Origin of the sequence: Parahoeflea alexandrii, assembly GCF_027214025.1 — a bacterium.
Classification (GTDB): Bacteria; Pseudomonadota; Alphaproteobacteria; order Rhizobiales; family Rhizobiaceae; genus Hoeflea; species Hoeflea alexandrii_A.
Genome location: NZ_JAPWHB010000003.1, coordinates 247,365 through 267,419 on the forward strand (window position 1 = coordinate 247,365; position 20,055 = coordinate 267,419).

Here is a 20,055-nt window from a genome sequence, read left to right on the forward strand (position 1 = left end):
TGGTGTTGATGGCGATTGCGGCCTGGTGGTTCGAACCCGACTGGCTTTATGGCTGGCTCAAGGTGCTGCATGTTGTCGCGGTGATTTCGTGGATGGTCGGGCTGTTCTATCTGCCGCGGTTGTTCGTCTATCATGCGGATGCGGTGGCAGGCGGTGAACCGGCTGCCACCTTCGTGGTGATGGAACAGCGTCTCGTCAAAGTGATCATGAACCCTGCCATGATGGTGTCATGGGTTGTCGGGCTCTGGCTGGCCTGGAGCGGGTTCGGCTTTCTCGGCATCTGGCTCTGGATCAAGATCGCGGCGGTCGTCGGGCTGACCGTGTTTCACGTCTTTCTCAGCCGGTCGGCACGCCGGTTCGCGGCGGGTGAGAACACCATGACCGCGCGGCAATGGCGTATGGCCAACGAGATCCCGACCGTGCTGATGATTGTCGTGGTGATCATGGTCATCATCAAGCCGTTTGGCTGATCCGGTCGATTGTTGGCCCTCGGGGCCGTGAGGAACCCAGAATCTGCTGTAACGGGGCTTGCGACGTTTCACGTGAATCGCTATCTAGCAAGCAACGTCTTCTATGGCGGGCGCCAGTACCAGTCTGGCCGGCTTCTCAAGGCCGGATCGCATATGCCCGCCACTTCCCATATCTTTAAATACAGAATTTGGATTTCCCATGCAGGAAATGAAGCTTCAAGAGCTCAAGAACAAAACCCCTACCGATCTTCTGGCGTTTGCCGAATCAGTCGAGGTCGAAAACGCCGGTGTGATGCGCAAGCAGGAACTGATGTTTGCGATCCTCAAGCAGCTTGCGGCACAGGAAGTCGAGATCATCGGCGAAGGTGTCGTCGAGGTCCTGCAGGACGGTTTTGGCTTCATGCGGTCGGCAAATGCCAACTACCTGCCAGGTCCGGACGATATCTACATCTCGCCGTCGCAGATCCGCAGGTTCTCGCTGAAGACAGGTGATACGGTCGAAGGACCGATCCGCGGGCCGAAGGAAGGCGAACGCTACTTCGCGCTTCTCAAGGTCAACACGATCAATTTCGAAGATCCCGAGAAGATCCGCCACAAGGTGCATTTCGACAATCTGACGCCGCTCTATCCCGATGAGCGGTTCAAGATGGAAATCGACAATCCGACTACCAAGGATATTTCGGCGCGCGTCATCGACCTGGTGGCGCCGATCGGCAAGGGCCAACGTGGATTGATCGTTGCGCCGCCGCGTACCGGTAAGACCGTTCTGCTGCAGAACATTGCTCATTCGATCACCGCCAACCATCCGGATTGCTATCTGATCGTTCTCCTGATTGACGAGCGGCCGGAAGAAGTGACCGACATGCAGCGTTCGGTGAAGGGCGAAGTCGTCGCGTCGACTTTCGATGAGCCGGCAGTTCGTCACGTCCAGGTCGCCGAAATGGTAATCGAGAAAGCCAAGCGCCTGGTCGAACACGGCCGCGACGTGGTCATCCTGCTTGATTCGATTACCCGTCTCGGCCGCGCCTATAACACCGTCGTCCCGTCGTCGGGCAAGGTGCTGACCGGTGGTGTGGACGCCAATGCGCTGCAGCGGCCGAAGCGCTTCTTCGGTGCCGCGCGTAACATCGAAGAAGGCGGGTCGCTGACGATAATCGCCACAGCGTTGATCGATACCGGTTCGCGCATGGACGAAGTGATCTTCGAAGAATTCAAGGGTACCGGCAACTCGGAAATCGTCCTTGACCGCAAGGTAGCAGACAAGAGAATATTCCCGTCAATGGATATACTCAAGTCGGGCACCCGCAAGGAAGACCTTCTGGTGCCGAAGCAGGATCTGCAGAAAATTTTCGTATTGCGGCGTATTCTTGCGCCGATGGGAACCACGGACGCCATCGAGTTCCTGATCGACAAGTTGAAGCAGACGAAGACGAACAGCGACTTCTTCGACTCAATGAACACCTGACGTTTCGCACAAACCTCCGATTCGATTCGAAACCGGTACAATTATGCGGGATACAATCTTCGCCCTGTCTTCGGGCTCACCGCCCGCCGGAGTGGCTGTTGTCCGTATTTCCGGTCCGGGTGTTCGATTCGGCCTCGAAACGGTAGTCGGCGTTGTGCCGCCAGCCCGCAGGGCGCATCTTGCACATCTGCGGGACGAATCAGGTCAGGTTCTGGATCATGGTCTGATCCTGTTCTTTCCGGGTCCTAAATCCTTTACAGGCGAGGACGTGGCGGAGCTCCAGATCCATGGTGGCCGTGCGTCCGTGTCAGCCGTTCTTGCGGTGCTATCCAAGTTGCCCGGTTTCCGGCTTGCGGAACCTGGGGAGTATACCAAGCGGGCATTCGAAAACGGTCGAATGGATCTGACCGCGGTTGAAGGCCTGTCGGACCTGATACGTGCGGAAACAGAATCTCAGCGGCGCCAGGCGGTTGGACAGGCAGAAGGTGCGCTCCGGGAGCTCTACGAAGCCTGGGCCAGACGAATAACCCACGCGCGGGCGATGGTGGAAGCCGAACTGGATTTTTCGGACGAAGAAGACATTCCCGGTTCGGTGACGGATCGGATCTGGCCCGAGATGCAAGCGCTGGTGACGGAGCTATCGGCTCACCTGTCGCGCGCCAAAGCCGGCGAGATTGTCAGAGACGGATTTCGCATAGCGCTGATCGGTCCGCCGAATGCTGGAAAGTCATCATTGTTGAATGCAGTTGCCCGGCGTGATGCGGCGATTGTGTCGGATATTCCAGGTACGACCAGAGATATCGTGGAGGTCAGGCTCGATATTGATGGACACCTGGTGTTGCTGCAGGATACTGCAGGATTGCGGGAAGCGCGCGACGAGATCGAACAGGAGGGGATCCGGCGTAGCGTTGCGGCAGCCGAGACCGCAGATCTGGTACTCGAACTCTGCGACGTTCGCGAAACCCGCAATGTACCCAAATTCACCGTATCGCCGGACGTCAGGTCCATCAGAATATGGTCCAAATCCGATCTGCTTCATGATGGAAGTGTTGCCGATGGCGAACTGCTGGTATCGAGCAAGAGCGGCGAGGGGATTGATGCCCTTCTTTCCTTGATCGGGAGAGCTATATCCGAGAGCATGGGGAATACGGGCGAGATCTTGCCGACACGCGAACGGCATGTCCAGTATCTCGGCATCTGCAAGAGGGAACTGGAAGCCGCGGTATCTGGTGGTTATTTACCGATTGAAGTCCGGTCAGAATATCTACGCAATGCCGCAGTTGCACTTGGCCGGATTACCGGTTCAGTAGATGTCGAAGATCTGCTCGGTGTGATTTTCTCAGAATTTTGCGTCGGCAAATGACTCACGTGAAACATATATGGCGGACCGCAGGTGGCCGTGATTCACGTGAAACGTTCTGATAGGTAGAGCCGACAACGGAACCGCAGCATGGTTTCACGTGAAACATGTTGCCTTTGCTCGCCGTCGCTCGTAACCAAGTAGCCTGTCTTCCGGAGACGAATGATGAAGTATGATGTGATTGTAATTGGTGGTGGACATGCGGGCAGCGAAGCTGCGGCCGCATCCGCGCGCATGGGTGCCAAGACGGCCCTGATCACACACCGACGGGATACGATCGGCACGATGTCCTGCAATCCGGCGATTGGAGGACTTGGCAAGGGGCATCTTGTTCGCGAGATCGACGCCATGGACGGGCTGATGGGCCGGGCAGCGGATCGGTCCGGCATTCAATTCCGCATGCTCAATCGCCGCAAGGGGCCTGCGGTCTGGGGCCCGAGGACACAGGCCGATCGCAAACTCTACAAGGCGGCAATCCAGGATCTGCTGCAGTTAACCCCCAATCTCGACATCATTGAAGGCGAAGTCGACGATCTCCTGTTGGACAACGGTACTTTGGCGGGTGTCGTTCTCAAAGACGGCCGGACTATCTCGAGCGATGCGGTGGTTCTGACCACCGGGACATTTCTTCGCGGGATTATTCACATTGGTGACCGAAAGATACCGGCGGGCAGGATGAACGAAGATCCGGCGCTCGGGTTGTCCGGAACACTCGAACGGGCCGGGATCAAACTGGGCCGTCTGAAGACCGGTACACCGGCGAGGCTCGACGGGACCACGATCGACTGGGATCAGGTTGAATGGCAAGAGGCGGATGCGGAGCCGATTCCGTTCTCCTTCATGACCGACAAGATCGACGTACCGCAGATTCGTTGCGGGATTACCCGAACGACTGATGCGACACACCGCATCATCCAGGACAATATCCACAAATCGGCGATGTATTCCGGCCAAATTGAGGGCGTAGGTCCCCGTTATTGTCCATCGATCGAGGACAAGATCGTCCGGTTCGGTGAACGCGACGGGCACCAGATTTTCCTTGAGCCGGAAGGACTTGACGATTCCACGGTCTATCCCAATGGCATCTCCACATCGCTGCCGGAAGATGTCCAGGATGCATTTCTGCGGACGATCCCGGGCCTGGAGAATGTCCGGATCCTGCAGCCCGGATATGCGATCGAATATGATCATGTCGATCCGCGCGAGCTGGCGCAGACGCTCGAAACGCATCGGATCAGTGGTCTTTTCCTCGCCGGGCAAATCAATGGAACCACGGGTTACGAAGAAGCCGCGGCGCAGGGACTTGCGGCGGGCTTGAACGCGGCCTTGAAGGTACAAGGAAAAACTCCGTGTCTGTTCAGCCGCACGGATTCCTATATCGGGGTGATGATCGACGACCTGACGACCAAGGGAATCAGTGAACCCTACCGGATGTTTACATCGCGGGCGGAGTATCGGCTTTCGCTGAGGGCGGACAACGCGGAACTACGATTGACCCCGAAGGCCATTGCGCTGGGCTGTGTTTCGGTTGAACGGAAGACCAAGTTTGAAGGCTATTTTGATTCGCTAACGAAATGTCTTGATGATCTCAATAGGCTGAGCCTGTCGCCGAGTGAAGCACAGAAGCATGACCTGGCACTGAACAGAGACGGAATTCGCCGAACCGCCTTTCAGCTTTTGTCTTATCCCGACATTTCTCTCGAGCGGATTCTGCAGATCTGGCCGGAATTGTCCGTTCACGGGAAAAAGGTTCTCAATGCAGCAGCGGTTGATGCCGTCTACGCAGTTTATCTGGATCGGCAGAAGCAGGATATTGCCGATCGCCGCCGCGAGGAGAACCGGCTGATTCCGGAAGATTTTCGTTATGACAACTTGCCGGGATTGTCGCATGAACTGAAAACGAAGCTCGAAAAGATCCGTCCACCATCCGTCGGACATGCCGAGAGGATAGAGGGAATGACCCCTGCAGCGATCGCATTGCTTCTCGCGCATCTGCGCAGGACTTCTAGCGGTGACGTGGTTGGATTGGCGGGTTAAATGACTGTGTTGAATACTCCGGAAGGCTTTTTTCCCGATTCCCGGTTTGTTTCACGTGAAACATGGGACAAGCTGCGTATCTATGCCGGCCTGGTGCAAAAGTGGCAGCCATCGATCAATCTGATCTCTCCGAAAACCCTGCCAGAGCTGTGGGAGCGGCATATTCTTGACAGTCTGCAGCTTTATCGCCTGAAGCCGGAACCGCTGACCTGGCTCGACATGGGCAGCGGCGCGGGGTTTCCCGGGTTGGTGACGGCGATATGTTTGGCGGAAAAAGGTCAGGGCTGGGTCAATCTGGTCGAAAGCAACAACAAGAAGGCGGCCTTTCTTCGCCAGGTGATTCTCGAGACCGGGGCAAGAGCCAGCGTGTTTCCGATGCGGATCGAAGATGCGCGGTCAAAAACAGGGAAAGTCGATGCGATTTCTGCTCGCGCGCTGGCATCCTTGAGCGATTTGCTGAATTACGCGTCGCCCTATGCCGAAGATAATCCATCACTGCAAATGTGGTTTCACAAAGGATTGGATTATCTTGGAGAAGTCAGATCAGCGCGTGACCTTTGGTGCTTTGATCTGGTAGAACATCATAGTCTGGCTCAGGATGGATCGGCACTCCTGGAGATCAGCAACCTTTCCAAGCGCAACTAGGCCGCGGACCCTCTCGATGCAAATTTCGAAGAACCGGATCATCACCATCGCCAACCAGAAGGGCGGCGTTGGCAAGACAACCACCGCCATCAATCTTGCTACCGCACTGGCTGCGATCGGCGAGGAAGTGTTGATCGTCGACATCGATCCGCAGGGCAATGCCAGCACCGGGCTGGGGATCGACCGCAAGGATCGCGGCGTTTCCGCCTATGACCTGCTGACCCAGAATGCGACCGTTGGTGAGACGGTGATGCAGACGGCAGTGCCGCATCTGAGCATTATTCCATCGACGATGGACCTGCTCGGGGTGGAAATGGAGATTGCCGGCACCCCGGACAGGGTATTCCGCCTGCGCAAGGCGCTGCAGACGGAGGAAGCCAAGCGGTACAGCTACGTACTGATCGATTGCCCACCGTCGCTCAACCTCTTGACCATGAATGCGATGGCCGCTGCGCACTCTATCCTTGTGCCGCTGCAGTGCGAGTTCTTCGCGCTCGAAGGGTTGAGCCAGCTTCTGGAAACGGTCGGCCAGGTGCGCGATTCTCTCAATCCTACGCTGGATATCCAGGGCATCGTCATGACCATGTACGACGCGCGCAACAATCTGGCGCTGCAGGTGGTTGAAGATGTCCGGTCGCACCTGGGCGACAAGGTGTACAGAACCCTGATTCCGCGCAATGTCCGCGTTTCGGAGGCGCCCTCCTACGGCAAGCCGGCGATCCTGTATGATCTGAAATGTGCCGGCAGCCAGGCCTATCTGCAGCTGGCTTCCGAAGTTATTCAGCGCGAACGCAATCGTAAGGCTGCCTGACCCGGAAGCCCTGGGACAGACAGCAAGAGTGGATATGACGATGTCAGACGATGTATCAAAAAAACGCCTCGGGCGAGGACTGGCGGCTCTGATCGGCGAGATCGACCAGCCGATCCAATCCCAGTCCAAGCCGGCCGTTTCCGCGGATCGGACGGTGCCGATCGAACATGTAAGCCGCAATCCGCGCAATCCGCGGCGGAGTTTTGATCCGGCCGATCTTGAAGACCTGTCGAGATCGATCCGGCAGCACGGAATTGTGCAGCCGGTGATGGTGCGCCGGGCAGGCGAGGACCGCTACGAGATCATCGCCGGCGAACGCCGCTGGCGGGCCGCCCAGATGGCAGGCCTGGTGGATATCCCGGTGATTGTCCGCGACGTCGACGACCGGACGGCACTCGAAATCGCCATAGTCGAAAACGTGCAGCGCGCGGATCTCAACGCGCTCGAAGAGGCGCAAGGCTATGAGCAGCTGATCGCCCAGTACGGTTATACCCAGAACGACCTCGGTGAAGTGATCGGCAAAAGCCGCAGTCATGTCGCCAATTCGCTGCGCCTGCTCAAACTGCCCGACGAAGTGCGGCAGATGCTTGCTGACGGTGCGCTGTCGGCGGGCCATGCCCGCGCCATCGTTTCGACTTCCGATCCTGTTCGGCTGGCGCGGAAGATCGCCGATGAGGGATTGTCTGTCCGCGACGCGGAAAAAATGGCTCAGAAGGATGCCGAGCAGGCCGCCAATCCCGGAGGGCTGGAGACCAAGTCCGCCGGCCGTAACGACGACAAGGATGCGGATACGCTGGCGCTGGAAAGAAGCCTGTCGGATGTGCTCGGACTCAAGGTCCAGCTCGCGCACAAGGGCCAGGGCGGCCAGCTGCGGATCGAGTATAAATCGCTTGAGCAGCTCGATGAGCTTTGCCGCCTGCTGGGCGACAAATAGCAGGCTTTTACAAGAAGATAGCCAATCAGCGGCTGAGCAGACAGGCTCTCAGCAGAGCCTGGCGCGCAATCGAGGCCTCGAGATGCGGCCGGCGCCGGGTTTCGAGCACTGCATCGGACAGCCGGCGCATTTCACGATTGATGGCTTCAAGCCGCCAGTGACGAAGAGCCCGTTCGACAACGGGCTTGCGCTTGAAATGGATGCCGCGCCCCTTTTCGGTCATCGCCTGGGCGGGCTGTCGGCCATGATTCTCGATCAGAGCGCGCATGGCGTCGAGCTGTTCGAACTGCATGATGCAGCTGCGCAACACAAGAAAGACCGAGGTCTTGGAGGCGAGGATCCGTTCCAATGCGGTCTCCAGCCGTACGGGATCGCCGGAAAAAACCGCATCAACGGCATCATCGACAGACAGGGCCGCGACATCGCCGATTGCCTCGATGACATCGGCATCGGTGACCTGGCCGGAGCCATGGCAATAAAGTGCGAGTTTTTTCAATTCGTTACGGCTAGCCAACCGGTCACCGCCAAGAAGTTGGGCGAGGCGCTGGCGTGCGTCGGCCTGGATCGTCAGCCCGGCGCCGCCGAGTTCTTCATCTATCAGCGTCTGGATTCCACGGGCGTCATCGGCATAGCAGGGAATGGCAAGTGCCGAGCGGGCGTTCTCGACCAACTTGCGCAGGGCACTGCCCTTTTTCAGGTCGCCGGCCTCGATGAGGAGATGCGAGGAACCGGGCTCGGTTTCCGTCAATGCGGTGAGCGCCTGTACCAGGCCCTTTTCATTGCCGGCGTTCTTGACCCAGACCAAGCGGTCGCCGCCAAACAGGCTGATGGCGCCAAATTCATCGGCCAGGCGGCCCGGATCACCGGACAGGTCGGATGACTCGAGCTTCAGGACCGCGAAATCATCCTTGAGGTCGACGCCGGTCTTTGCAGCGATCTCGGCAGCCCGTTCGGACACCAGGCCGCGATCGGGGCCATAGACCAGCACGATCCGGTAGGGTGTGCCTTCGCGCCTGACAAATCCGGAAAATTCATGGGATTTGAGCTGTGCCATGATGCGCGATCAAGCCTGTTCGAGGTCTATCGGGCGAGGGCTGCAGCCACATCCGCGCGGACAAGGGCCGCCACCTGGCGCGCGGCCCGGTTTTCGGCTTCCAGCCTGGCCCGTTCCTGGGCAAAATTCTGTGATGGTAGATCGAGCTGTGCATCGGCAAACCGCGAGCCGGAGGTCACCGTTTCCCCGGTGCTTTCCGACTTGAGGACGTAGTTCGCCGTTACCGTAGTGCGGGCAGCGGAAAACTCGTTGTCGACGCCGCCGGGCAGCAGGCCGGTGACGCTCGATGTCACGTCCAGTTCAAGCTGGTAGGCGCCGTTCTGCTGTTCACCACCGAAGCCCAGCACCAACTGGTTGCGGACAACCTGTTCTACCCGCGAATCGGCTTCCGAGACTGCGACCGACTGGGTGTTTGTGCCCATGGACCCGTAAAGCGGCTGCGCCTGGCAGCCGGCCAGCAGGCCGAGGCCGAGGATTACGGCCAGAGCCCGCGGCTTCCATCCCGATCCGGGAGCTTCAAACGACAACATTGACGATCCTCTGGGGTACGACGATGAATTTGCGCGGCGGATTGCCTCCGGTGGCGTTCCGGACGAAATCGAGTGCCAGCACGGCTTGTTCCACGGCAGCTTGATCGGCATTGCGGTCGATTGTCAATTCACCGCGTTTCTTGCCATTGATCTGCACCGGCATTGTGACCTGATCGTCCGTCACCAGGCTGGCGTCGTAGTCGGGCCACGGCGTCGTTGCCACCATGCCGTCATTGCCAAGCAATTTCCAGGTTTCTTCGGCGAGATGCGGCATCATCGGGGCAATCAGCAGCACCACCATGTTGGCCGCCTGCTTGCAGGCAGCCTTGAGCTCCGCATCAGCCTTGCCGGCAGCCACGTCCGAGAGGGGTGCTGCCAGCGTGTTGACCAGTTCGTAGAGCCGGGCCACCGCCTTGTTGAAGGCAAGCTTCTCGATATCCTCGCCGATCGCCTTGACGGTTTTGTGGGCGGCGCGCGAAACCGTCAGCGCCTGGCCGGCGGTTCCGGTCGCAGCTTCCACCTGGCTCAGTACCGGTGCGGCCTCGCCGAGCAGGCGCCAGACGCGCTGGACAAAGCGATGGGCGCCCTCGACGCCGGCTTCGGTCCAGATCACGTCGCGATCCGGCGGAGAGTCCGAAAGCATGAAAAAGCGAGCCGTATCAGCACCATAGCTGTCGATGATATCGTCCGGATCGACCACGTTCTTCTTCGATTTGGACATTTTCTCGATGGAGCCGATGGTCAGTGCTTCGCCGGTTCTGGCGTGGCGGGCCCGACGGACGCCTTCGGCTTCCTCGATCACCACCTCGGCCGGAGCAACCCATTCCGGTTTGCCTTCACCGCCGGTGCGATAGGTTTCGTGCACAACCATGCCTTGCGTGAACAGGCCGCGGAACGGTTCCTTCAGGTCGACATGGCCGGTCTGGCGCATGGCGCGGGTGAAGAAGCGGGAATAGAGCAGGTGCAGGATCGCATGCTCGATGCCGCCGATATACTGATCAACCGGCAGCCAGGCGCTGGCAACGGCAGGATCTGTCGGGGTGTCGTGGCGGGGTGCGGTGAAACGGGCGAAATACCACGACGAATCGACGAAGGTGTCCATCGTGTCGGTTTCCCGCCGCGCTGCCTTGCCGCAGGCGGGGCAATCGACATGTTTCCAGGTCGGATGATGGTCGAGCGGGTTGCCCGGCTTCTCCAGCGTGATGTCATCGGGCAGCTGTACCGGAAGATCCTTAGCCGGCACCGGAACCACGCCGCAATCATCGCAATGGATCACCGGGATCGGCGCGCCCCAATAGCGCTGGCGCGACAGGCCCCAGTCGCGCAGGCGGAAATTGGTCTTGCGGGCGGCCTGCGGCGCGTTGCCGAGCGTTTTTGCTTCCAGCCGGGCGGCGATGGCGCTGAAGGCCGCATCTGGGGTCATGCCGTCAAGATCACGCGAATTGATCATCACGCCGTCGCCGACATAGGCAGTGTCGGTGATGACGAAGCTTGCCGCGTCTGCATCGGCCGGCATGACGACCGGTGTCACCGGCAGATTGTACTTGCGGGCGAAATCGAGGTCGCGCTGGTCGCCGGAGGGGCAGCCGAAGATGGCGCCGGTGCCGTAATCCATCAGCACGAAATTGGCGATGTAGACCGGAACGGTCCATTCCGGATCGAGCGGGTGGACAACGTTGATGGCCGTCTTGAAGCCGATCTTTTCCGCCGTTTCAAGGGCGGCCAAAGAGGTGCCTGCGCGGCGGCACTGATCGCAGAACTCGGCAACCGCCGGATCCTTGGCGGCCAGTTCTTTTGCCAATGGATGGTCGGCGGCGATTGCCAGGAACGAGGCGCCGTAAAGCGTGTCCGGCCGCGTGGTGTAGACCTCGATGTCGGTGGCGCCGCCGGCCGCCGCCGGATCGGCGATTTCCCAGCGCAGCGAAAGGCCTTCGGACTTGCCGATCCAGTTCTTCTGCATCAGCCGGACCTTTTCCGGCCACTGGTCGAGTTCATCGAGCGAGGCCAGCAGATCCTCCGCGAAATCCGAAATCCGGAAGAACCATTGCGTCAGTTCGCGTTGTTCGACCAGCGCGCCCGAGCGCCAGCCGCGACCGTCGATGACCTGCTCGTTGGCGAGAACCGTCATGTCGACCGGATCCCAGTTGACCTTGGAATTGCGGCGGTAGATCAGGCCGGCGGCGAGAAAGTCCAGAAACAGCGCCTGCTGCTGCTTGTAGTAGTCGACGTCGCAGGTGGCGAACTCCCGGCTCCAGTCGAGCGAAAGGCCCATCGACTTGAGCTGCTTGCGCATGGCGTCGATGTTGGCGTAGGTCCAGTCGCGCGGATGCACCTTGTTCTGGATTGCGGCATTTTCGGCCGGCATGCCGAACGCATCCCAGCCCATTGGGTGGAGCACATTGAAACCACGGGCGCGCTTGTAGCGGGCGACCACATCTCCCATGGCATAGTTGCGGACGTGACCCATGTGGATCCGGCCGGACGGATAGGGGAACATCTCCAGCACGTAGTATTTCGGGGCCGGACTGTCGTTGTCCGTCTCGAAAATGCGTGCCTCTTCCCACATGCGCTGCCAGCGGATTTCCGCCTGTTTGGGATTGTATCGTTCAATTGCCATAGAGGATCACCAGAAAACCTGTCGGATTTTGTCGCGACCTTCACCATGAAACCCGCCAAGCGTCAACCATTGAGCGGTCCCAAGGGCCAAGTTCGGGGCTGTCCGGCAAATCGGTGCGGACGCATCATCAGCGGCAAACGTGTTCGCGGGCCGATTGGCAAGCCGTCCGGGCTGCGCTAACACCTCTGTCAGAGTTGCAGGCAAATGAATGGAGCACGGCGTGAGCGCACGGGAAAACCTTGAGAAGGTGCGCGCGGCAATAGCCGCGGCAGAAACCGAAGCGGCAAGAGAAAGCGGCGCGGTGCGGCTGGTTGCGGTCTCCAAGACAAAGTCCGCTGACGAGATCCGTCCGGTGATCGACGCCGGGCAACGGGTGTTCGGCGAAAACCGGGTGCAGGAGGCGCAATCGAAATGGCCCGGGCTGAAGGCTGAGACAGCCGGGATCGAACTTCATCTCATCGGCCCGCTGCAATCCAACAAGACAGCCGATGCAATTGCGCTGTTCGACGTCATTCAGACTGTCGACAGGGACAAGATTGCCAGGGAAATCGCGCGGGAAATCAAGAAACAGGACAGGCATCCGGGTCTCTACGTCCAGGTCAACACCGGATCCGAGCCGCAAAAGGCGGGGATCGAGCCGGAGGCGGCAGGCGGATTCATTGCCATGTGCCGCGATGAACTTGGCCTGAAGATCACCGGCCTGATGTGCATTCCGCCGGTGGACGAGAATCCGGGCCCGCATTTTGCGCTGCTCGCAAAGATCGCCCGCGAGAACGATATCGATACGCTGTCGATGGGCATGTCGGACGATTTCGAGACAGCCATTGCCTTTGGCGCAACCGAGGTGAGGGTCGGATCGGCAATTTTCGGCGCGCGCTAATCGATTTGATGCAATGACCTAGCCCATCGTCTAGTTTTCGCCGTCCGCCGACAGGCATAGGGTGCCGGCAAATTCGGGGTGTCGACCATTTCCACGCCAGCATTGGTGTGCCCGGTCGACGTGTTTAGGGAGGAAATTGTCATGGCGAGCCGTTATGGTGAGGTCTACGAAAGCTGGCGCAAGAACCCCGAGGGGTTTTGGATGGAGCAGGCCGAGGCAATCGATTGGTTCACGAAGCCGGAGAGAGTGTTTGATCCTGGTCTCGGGGTCTATGGCGGCTGGTATCCGGACGGCGTCACCAACACCTGCTTCAATTGCCTGGACCGCCATGTTGCCGGCGGGCGGGGGGATCAGGCGGCGCTGATCTATGACAGCCCGATCACCGGCGCCAAGCGTACCATCAGCTACGCGGCGATGCTTTCCGAAGTTGAGGCATTCGCCGGAGCGCTCTCCGACAAGGGCATCGGCAAGGGCGACCGGATCGTCATCTACATGCCGATGGTGCCCGAGGCGATCGTGGCGATGCTGGCCTGCGCGCGGCTTGGCGCAGTGCATTCCGTTGTGTTTGGCGGTTTTGCCGCAACAGAGCTTGCGACCCGTATCGAAGACAGCAAGGCAAAACTGATCGTCAGCGCCTCCTGCGGTATCGAACCGGGCCGGATCGTCGCCTACAAGCCGTTGCTCGACGCAGCGATAGAGCATTCGCACCACAAGCCGGAAGCTACGATCGTGCTGCAGCGCGAGCAGCACCGCTGCGACCTGATCGAGGGGCGGGATTTCGATTACGCCGAGCTGATTGCCGCCAATGCCGGCCGGAAAGTTGCCTGCACGCCGGTCAAGGCCACCGATCCGCTCTACGTTCTCTACACGTCGGGAACGACCGGACAGCCGAAGGGCGTGGTGCGCGACAATGGCGGCCACATGGCAGCGCTCTACTGGTCGATGCATGCGATGTACGGCGTCAAGCCGGGCGAAGTGTTCTGGGCTGCATCCGATATCGGCTGGGTGGTTGGCCATTCCTACATCGTCTATGCGCCGTTGCTGCACGGCAACACCACGATCGTGTTCGAAGGCAAGCCGGTGGGCACGCCGGATGCCGGCACCTTCTGGCGGGTGATTTCCGAGCACGATGTCGCGGTGCTGTTCACCGCGCCGACGGCGTTTCGCGCCATCCGCAAGGAAGACCCAGAAGGCCGCTTCATCGGCAAATACGATCTTTCCGGCTTCAGGGCGTTGTTCCTGGCCGGAGAGCGGGCGGATCCCGACACGATCCAGTGGGCCGAGCGGATGCTCAACGTGCCGGTCATCGATCACTGGTGGCAGACGGAAACCGGCTGGACCATCGCCGGTAACCCGATGGGCCTTGGCCTGCTGCCGGTGAAATACGGCTCGCCTGCAGTGCCGATGCCTGGATACGACGTGCAGGTGCTCGACGATGCCGGTCATCCGGTCCCGGCCGGGACGCTGGGCAACATCGTGGTCAAATTGCCGCTGCCGCCGGGATGCCTGCCGACCTTGTGGAATGCAGAGAACCGGTTTCGCGACGCCTATCTGATGGAGTTTCCCGGATACTACAAAACCGCCGACGCCGGGTTCGTCGACGAGGATGGCTACCTTTTCATCATGGCGCGCACGGATGACATTATCAACGTGGCCGGCCACCGGCTGTCGACCGGCGGTATGGAAGAAGCCGTATCGGGCCATCCGGACGTGGTGGAATGCGCGGTGATCGGCATTGCCGACAGCATGAAGGGCCAGATCCCCGCCGGTTTCATTGTCATCAACAACACCAATGGCCGCAGCGACGAGGAGGTGGAGAAGGAAGTGGTGAAGCTGGTCCGCGACCAGATCGGACCTGTGGCCGCGTTCAAGACGGTGATGGTGGTCAAGCGGCTTCCGAAGACACGTTCCGGCAAGATCCTGCGGGCGACCATGCAAAAGATCGCCGATGGCGAGGCCTGGAAGATGCCTGCGACCATCGACGATCCCGGGGTTCTCGATGAAATCGCCGATGTTCTGGCAAAGCGCGGGATTGCTCGGAAGAGCGATTGACCTCGCGTTCCGTCCGGGTCAATGTCCCGCCGTTTCGCTGCCGCATCAGCCCGGATATCGGTTTCCGCTTGTCCGGCTGGTGCCTGCAATCGACTGTTTAGAGCGATCGATGCGCCTGATGTCTGGCGCGCGGGCCTCTATGAAAGGGAAAAATCATGAGACTGGATGGACGAACAGCCATTGTGACCGGTGGCGCCAAGGGGATCGGGCTGGCCATCGTGCGCCGCCTGGCGGCCGAAGGCGCCAGGGTGATGATCGCCGATATTGACGAGGCCGCGGGTGCCGCCGCAGTGGAAGCGGTTTCAGGCGATGGCGAGGTGCGGTTCACGGCCACCGATGTGTCCGAACGGCTTGATGTGCACAATCTGGTGGCCAAGACGATCGATGCCTTCGGTTCGATCAATGCGCTGGTCAACAATGCCGGCATCGTTCACGCCGCCGATTTTCTCGACATCGAGGAGGCCGATTTTGATCGGGTGCTGGGCGTCAACCTGAAGAGCGCGTTCCTGTGCGGGCAGGCCGTGGCGCGGCACATGGTGGAGCAGATCGCCAACGGCGAAGAGCCGGGCTCGATCGTCAACATGTCCTCGATCAACGACACGTTCGCCATCGCCAACCAGGTGCCCTACTCGGTGTCCAAGGGTGGCGTGAGCCAGCTGACCAAGGTGATGGCGCTGTCGCTGGCGCCGCACGGCATCCGCGTCAACGCGGTCGGGCCGGGCTCGATCATGACCGACCTGCTTGCGACCGTTGTCGACAACGCGGAAGCCCGCAACCGGATCCTGTCGCGCACGCCGCTCGGCCGTGTCGGCGAGCCTTCGGAAATCGCGGCTGTGACCGCATTCCTGCTGTCGGGCGATGCCAGCTACATTACCGGCCAGACAATCTATGCCGATGGCGGCCGCATGCCGTTGAACTACACGGTCCCGGTCAAGGAATAGCCGGGTTCCGATACAAGACAGCCAGGATGGCAGGGACGACCTGCCGACCAAACAAAAAAGGCCCGGCGATGCCGGGCCTTTCGCATTGTGATCTGGAAACTCGCCGAAACAGGGAAGATGCTGCGAGTTCAAGCTGTCCGGGCGTCCAAAGGGACCGACGACATCCTAGTTGTCGTCTTCGTCTTCCGGTTCGGTGCGCTTCATCGAGGACAGTTTGGCGAAAACTGCATCGGCATCGATTTCCTTCTCGCCTTCGTCCTCGACCGGCATTTCCACTTCGGTTTCACGCGCCGAAACCAGCACGCTGCCATGTTCGGCATCGCCGAGCGCGGCGCGGTTCTTGGAGGCGCGCTCGACTTCCAGGTCGAGATCGATCTGGGTGCACAGGCCCAGCGTCACCGGATCCATCGGCGTCAGATTGGCGGCGTTCCAGTGGGTGCGGCCGCGGATCTGCTCGATGGTCGACTTGGTGGTGCCGACCAGGCGCGAAACCTGGGCGTCCTTGAGTTCGGGATGGTTGCGCACCAGCCAGAGGATGGCATTGGGCCGGTCCTGGCGCTTGGACACCGGGGTGTAGCGCGGTCCCTTGCGCTTGGACTCGGGAACGCGAACCTTGGGCTCGGAGAGCTTCAGCTTGAGATCGGGGTTGGCCTCCGCCGCCGAGATCTCTTCGCGGGACAGCTGTCCGGTGGCGATCGGGTCGAGGCCCTTGATGCCCTGCGAGGCCTCGCCGTCGGCGATTGCCTTCACCTCGAGCGGGTGAAGCTTGCAGAACTGCGCGATCTGGTCGAAGCTCAGTGCGGTGTTGTCGACAAGCCAGACGGCGGTCGCCTTAGGCATGAGAAGCTGCTGTGCCATGAATACAATCCTCCTGTCCGTCCGCTCCGGGGGCGCGGGCCGTGGATGAAACCACCATTTCCGGGAAATCGGCGTTCTTATAACCGCAAGCCCGCAGAATTGCAATTGTCGGCGCATGGTTTCGCAAACCGGCCCAATGTCTAATTGCAGCAATGATTTGCGCTGGTATTAATGGTCGCCATGGAAGCCGGGTTGCGTCTAAAATGTTCCAAGATGCATGTCCGTTAGTGAGGAGGGTTCAATGCCGCAGAAAACGTACAAAGTCCTGAAAGACGCCAAATCAAGGGCGCTGATCGATGATGACACCTACCAGAAATGGTACAAGCAGAGCATCAAGGATCCGGAGAAGTTCTGGGGCAAGCACGGCAAGCGAATCGACTGGTTCAAGCCCTACACGAAGGTCAAGAACACCAGCTTTACCGGCAAGGTGGCGATCAAGTGGTTCGAAGACGGCCTGACCAACGTCTCCTACAATTGCATCGACCGGCATCTCGAAAAGCGCGGCGACCAGGTGGCGATCATCTGGGAAGGCGACAATCCCTATGACGACAAGAAGATCACCTATCGCGAGCTCTACGACCAGGTTTGCCGGCTTGCCAATGTGATGAAATCGAACGGTGTGAAGAAGGGTGACCGGGTCACCATCTACATGCCGATGATTCCGGAAGCCGCCTATGCGATGCTGGCCTGCACCCGCATCGGGGCAATCCATTCGATCGTTTTCGGCGGATTTTCGCCGGATGCGCTGGCCGGCCGAATCAGCGACTGCGAATCAACCTTCGTGATCACAGCTGACGAAGGCCTGCGCGGCGGCAAGAAGATCCCGCTCAAGCACAACACGGATCTTGCCATCAAGATTGCCGAACGCGATGGCGTCGTCGTCAAGAAGGTGCTGGTGGTGCAGCGGACCGCCGGCAAGATCGAGTGGTTTTCCGATCGCGACATCTGGTATCACGAGGCGGTGGCTGCGGCGAAGCCGGATTGCCCGCCGGCCAAGATGAAGGCCGAGGATCCGCTTTTCATCCTCTATACCTCCGGTTCCACCGGAAAGCCCAAGGGCGTTCTGCACACCACCGGCGGCTATCTGGTCTACGCCTCCATGACCCATGAATATGTCTTCGACTATCACGAAGGCGATATCTACTGGTGCACCGCCGATGTCGGCTGGGTCACCGGGCATTCCTACATTGTCTACGGACCGCTCGCCAATGGCGCGACCACGCTGATGTTCGAGGGCGTGCCGAACTACCCGTCGCCGAGCCGTTTCTGGGACGTGGTCGACAAGCACAAGGTCAACATCTTCTACACTGCGCCGACGGCGATCCGGGCACTGATGGGCGCAGGCGACGATCACGTCAAGAAAACCTCGCGCAAGTCGCTCCGAACCCTGGGATCGGTGGGAGAGCCGATCAATCCGGAAGCCTGGGTCTGGTACTACAATGTCGTCGGCGACAAGAAATGCCCGATCGTCGATACCTGGTGGCAGACGGAAACCGGCGGTATCCTGATCACGCCGCTGCCGGGGGCCACTCCGCTCAAGCCCGGATCGGCGACGCGGCCGTTCTTCGGCGTGCAGCCGCAGCTGGTCGACAATGACGGCGACGTGCTGGAAGGCACGGCAGAAGGCAATCTGTGCATCACCGATTCCTGGCCGGGCCAGATGCGCACGGTCTATGGCGATCACGAGCGCTTCATCCAGACCTATTTCTCCACCTACAAGGGGAAATATTTCACCGGAGACGGCTGCCGCCGCGACGAGGACGGCTATTACTGGATCACCGGCCGCGTCGACGACGTGATCAATGTTTCCGGTCACCGCATGGGAACGGCCGAGGTCGAGAGTGCGCTGGTCTCGCACGATGCCGTGTCGGAGGCCGCGGTTGTCGGCTATCCGCATGACGTCAAGGGCCAGGGGATCTACTGCTACATCACGCTGATGGAAGGCCAGGAAGGCAGTGACGAGTTGCGCAAGGCGCTGGTCGCGCATGTGCGGCACGAGATCGGCCCGATCGCCTCACCGGACAAGATCCAGTTCTCGCCGGGCCTGCCGAAAACCCGCTCGGGCAAGATCATGCGCCGGATTCTGCGCAAGATCGCCGAGGATGAGTTCGGCGCGCTGGGCGACACTTCGACGCTGGCCGATCCGGGCGTTGTCGACGACCTGATCGCGAATCGGCAGAACAAGAAGGGCTGATTGATACCGCGGTCATCCGCGGAACGATCATAGAGAAGCAGAAGGCCCGTCCGGTGTTGCCGGTGCGGGCCTTTTCGTTTTTTGCTTTTTTTACTTGGCAAGGCCGGAAGAGTGCCCCACATTGTCAGTGTCTTCAACAACTGAAAAGGAGGTGATCTGATGTCGAGTGATTCCCATAAGCCGGTTCGTGCGATACGGATTGCCGGACTTCGGAGCAGCCTCTGAAGAGCCGGTAATACTGGCAAGTCCCGATCCATCAATGATGTGACCGGGCAGGCGTCCAACCGGCGCTGGAATTCACGAAGGCCACCCCTTGGGGTGGCCTTTTTGATGTTTGGCGGCGATCGCGCTGTTGTTTAGCCCTGCCCGGCGCATTGCGGCTTGTGGCGCTTGCCGCCCCGATAGGCGCGAGCCAGCCCGCTGTCCAGCATGGCGGCGGCGACATCACGGTTTCCCGCCTTCATGTCGGCCAGAACCCGTCCGTAGTATTTGCCGCCCGAGACATTGATCAGCTCGACCGTGGGAAAGCCCGCCACCAGCCGTTCGAGCTCGTCGCGGGCCAGAAGAGCCGCAGTACGCTCATCGGCGCAGCGGGAGCGGCGTTCGGGCGTGTCAATGCCGCGCAAGCGGACCGAGACGCGGACCGCATGGCCTGGCCAGGGGTGAGCGTCAACCTCGATCGTGTCTCCGTCGATGATGCGGATGACTTGTGCGGTGACCGGGCCGGCAATGCTGCGCCACTGGTTTTCGCCGGCGGCAGCTGTCATCACCGGGCAACAGGCGAGGCCAAGTGTCAGAATGAATGCGGCAGGCAAGGGCGAATCGGTGATCATGATTACGGAATATATTCCTATATTCCGGTTCGATCAACTGCTTGCAGGTCAGAAATCGATGGCGCGGCCGTTGATTTCCCAGTCGCCAAAGCGCGCCGGGTCGGCGCCGCCGCGTCCGCCGATTTCCCTTTCGGCCGCCCGGGTTTGCTGATCGCGGGCCTTTCGCCGGGCTTCCGCTTCCGCAAGAGCGCGCTGCGCCGCAGGGCTGAGCGGGCGCTTTTCCTCGCTTCCGATACTCTCTTCCGTCTGTCCGGCTGTGGCGGTGATAGTGGAGTTTTCCATATCGGCGGGATTTTCGTCGTTGCTCATGGTCGGATCACCCGGTCTGGCGCTTTATTGAAGAACATCTTGCAGGATCCCATATCTAGCCCCAC

At 60.0% G+C, this 20,055-nt stretch carries 17 protein-coding genes; 11 read left to right on the plus strand and 6 right to left on the minus strand.

Annotated features, from left to right (window positions below):
• Positions 1-8: 8 nt before the first annotated feature.
• The 7 genes from hemJ (at position 9) to O4H62_RS11620 (ending at position 7,722) form a co-directional block, all read left to right on the plus strand.
• Positions 9-470 carry a protoporphyrinogen oxidase HemJ gene (gene hemJ / locus O4H62_RS11590; protein WP_269388579.1) on the plus strand — a complete coding sequence of 154 codons (462 nt, stop codon included), beginning with the start codon at positions 9-11 and terminating at the stop codon, positions 468-470.
• Positions 471-669: 199 nt separating this feature from the next.
• Positions 670-1,935 carry a transcription termination factor Rho gene (gene rho, locus O4H62_RS11595; protein ID WP_269387946.1) on the plus strand — a complete coding sequence of 422 codons (1,266 nt, stop codon included), beginning with the start codon at positions 670-672 and terminating at the stop codon, positions 1,933-1,935.
• A gap of 43 nt (positions 1,936-1,978) precedes the next feature.
• On the plus strand, positions 1,979-3,298 hold the full coding sequence (gene mnmE / locus O4H62_RS11600) for a tRNA uridine-5-carboxymethylaminomethyl(34) synthesis GTPase MnmE (protein WP_269387947.1): 1,320 nt from the start codon (positions 1,979-1,981) through the stop codon (positions 3,296-3,298).
• A gap of 159 nt (positions 3,299-3,457) precedes the next feature.
• Positions 3,458-5,332, plus strand: a complete 1,875-nt coding sequence (gene mnmG, locus O4H62_RS11605) for a tRNA uridine-5-carboxymethylaminomethyl(34) synthesis enzyme MnmG (protein WP_269387949.1) — start codon at positions 3,458-3,460, stop codon at positions 5,330-5,332.
• Positions 5,333-5,977: a 16S rRNA (guanine(527)-N(7))-methyltransferase RsmG gene (gene rsmG / locus O4H62_RS11610; RefSeq protein ID WP_269387951.1), complete on the plus strand. Its 645-nt coding sequence runs from the start codon at positions 5,333-5,335 to the stop codon at positions 5,975-5,977. It begins immediately after the preceding gene.
• 16 nt (positions 5,978-5,993) lie between these two features.
• Positions 5,994-6,788, plus strand: a complete 795-nt coding sequence (locus O4H62_RS11615; RefSeq protein ID WP_269387953.1) for a ParA family protein — start codon at positions 5,994-5,996, stop codon at positions 6,786-6,788.
• 40 nt (positions 6,789-6,828) lie between these two features.
• Entirely contained in the window at positions 6,829-7,722 is an 894-nt protein-coding gene (locus O4H62_RS11620) for a ParB/RepB/Spo0J family partition protein (protein ID WP_269387954.1), read from the plus strand.
• Between the two features lie 25 nt (positions 7,723-7,747).
• Here the strand turns inward: O4H62_RS11620 and holA are convergent, their stop codons facing one another.
• Genes holA through leuS form a run of 3 tightly spaced genes read right to left on the minus strand, consistent with a single transcriptional unit; the run spans position 7,748 to position 11,923 of the window.
• Positions 7,748-8,776: a DNA polymerase III subunit delta gene (gene holA / locus O4H62_RS11625; RefSeq protein WP_269387956.1), complete on the minus strand. Its 1,029-nt coding sequence runs from the start codon at positions 8,774-8,776 to the stop codon at positions 7,748-7,750.
• 26 nt (positions 8,777-8,802) lie between these two features.
• Positions 8,803-9,306 (minus strand): hypothetical protein, encoded by a 504-nt coding sequence (locus O4H62_RS11630; protein WP_269387958.1) that lies wholly within the window; start codon positions 9,304-9,306, stop codon positions 8,803-8,805.
• Positions 9,293-11,923, minus strand: a complete 2,631-nt coding sequence (gene leuS / locus O4H62_RS11635; RefSeq protein WP_269387959.1) for a leucine--tRNA ligase — start codon at positions 11,921-11,923, stop codon at positions 9,293-9,295. The genes O4H62_RS11630 and leuS overlap by 14 nt, the downstream gene beginning before the upstream one ends.
• Positions 11,924-12,143: 220 nt before the next feature.
• Here leuS and O4H62_RS11640 point away from each other — a divergent pair, with 220 nt between their 5' ends.
• The 3 genes from O4H62_RS11640 (at position 12,144) to O4H62_RS11650 (ending at position 15,796) form a co-directional block, all read left to right on the plus strand.
• On the plus strand, positions 12,144-12,803 hold the full coding sequence (locus O4H62_RS11640) for a YggS family pyridoxal phosphate-dependent enzyme (protein WP_269387961.1): 660 nt from the start codon (positions 12,144-12,146) through the stop codon (positions 12,801-12,803).
• 141 nt (positions 12,804-12,944) lie between these two features.
• Positions 12,945-14,855: a propionyl-CoA synthetase gene (locus tag O4H62_RS11645; protein ID WP_269387963.1), complete on the plus strand. Its 1,911-nt coding sequence runs from the start codon at positions 12,945-12,947 to the stop codon at positions 14,853-14,855.
• 155 nt (positions 14,856-15,010) lie between these two features.
• Positions 15,011-15,796, plus strand: coding sequence for an SDR family NAD(P)-dependent oxidoreductase (locus O4H62_RS11650; RefSeq protein ID WP_269387964.1), 786 nt, complete (start codon positions 15,011-15,013; stop codon positions 15,794-15,796).
• A gap of 165 nt (positions 15,797-15,961) precedes the next feature.
• Here O4H62_RS11650 and O4H62_RS11655 read toward each other — a convergent pair whose 3' ends face one another.
• The gene (locus O4H62_RS11655; RefSeq protein ID WP_269387967.1) at positions 15,962-16,654 is read right to left on the minus strand and encodes a DUF1013 domain-containing protein; all 693 of its coding nucleotides are present in this window, start codon (positions 16,652-16,654) and stop codon (positions 15,962-15,964) included.
• A 241-nt stretch (positions 16,655-16,895) separates the two neighbouring features.
• On the opposite strand from O4H62_RS11655, the gene acs reads away from it, so the two are divergent.
• A complete protein-coding gene (acs, locus tag O4H62_RS11660; protein ID WP_269387970.1) occupies positions 16,896-18,848 on the plus strand; it encodes an acetate--CoA ligase in 1,953 nt (650 codons plus the stop codon).
• A 356-nt stretch (positions 18,849-19,204) separates the two neighbouring features.
• Here acs and O4H62_RS11665 read toward each other — a convergent pair whose 3' ends face one another.
• Both O4H62_RS11665 and O4H62_RS11670 read right to left on the minus strand, forming a co-directional pair.
• Positions 19,205-19,681 carry a thermonuclease family protein gene (locus O4H62_RS11665; protein WP_269387971.1) on the minus strand — a complete coding sequence of 159 codons (477 nt, stop codon included), beginning with the start codon at positions 19,679-19,681 and terminating at the stop codon, positions 19,205-19,207.
• A 48-nt stretch (positions 19,682-19,729) separates the two neighbouring features.
• The gene (locus O4H62_RS11670) at positions 19,730-19,990 is read right to left on the minus strand and encodes a DUF1674 domain-containing protein (RefSeq protein WP_269387972.1); all 261 of its coding nucleotides are present in this window, start codon (positions 19,988-19,990) and stop codon (positions 19,730-19,732) included.
• Positions 19,991-20,055 lie beyond the last annotated feature (65 nt).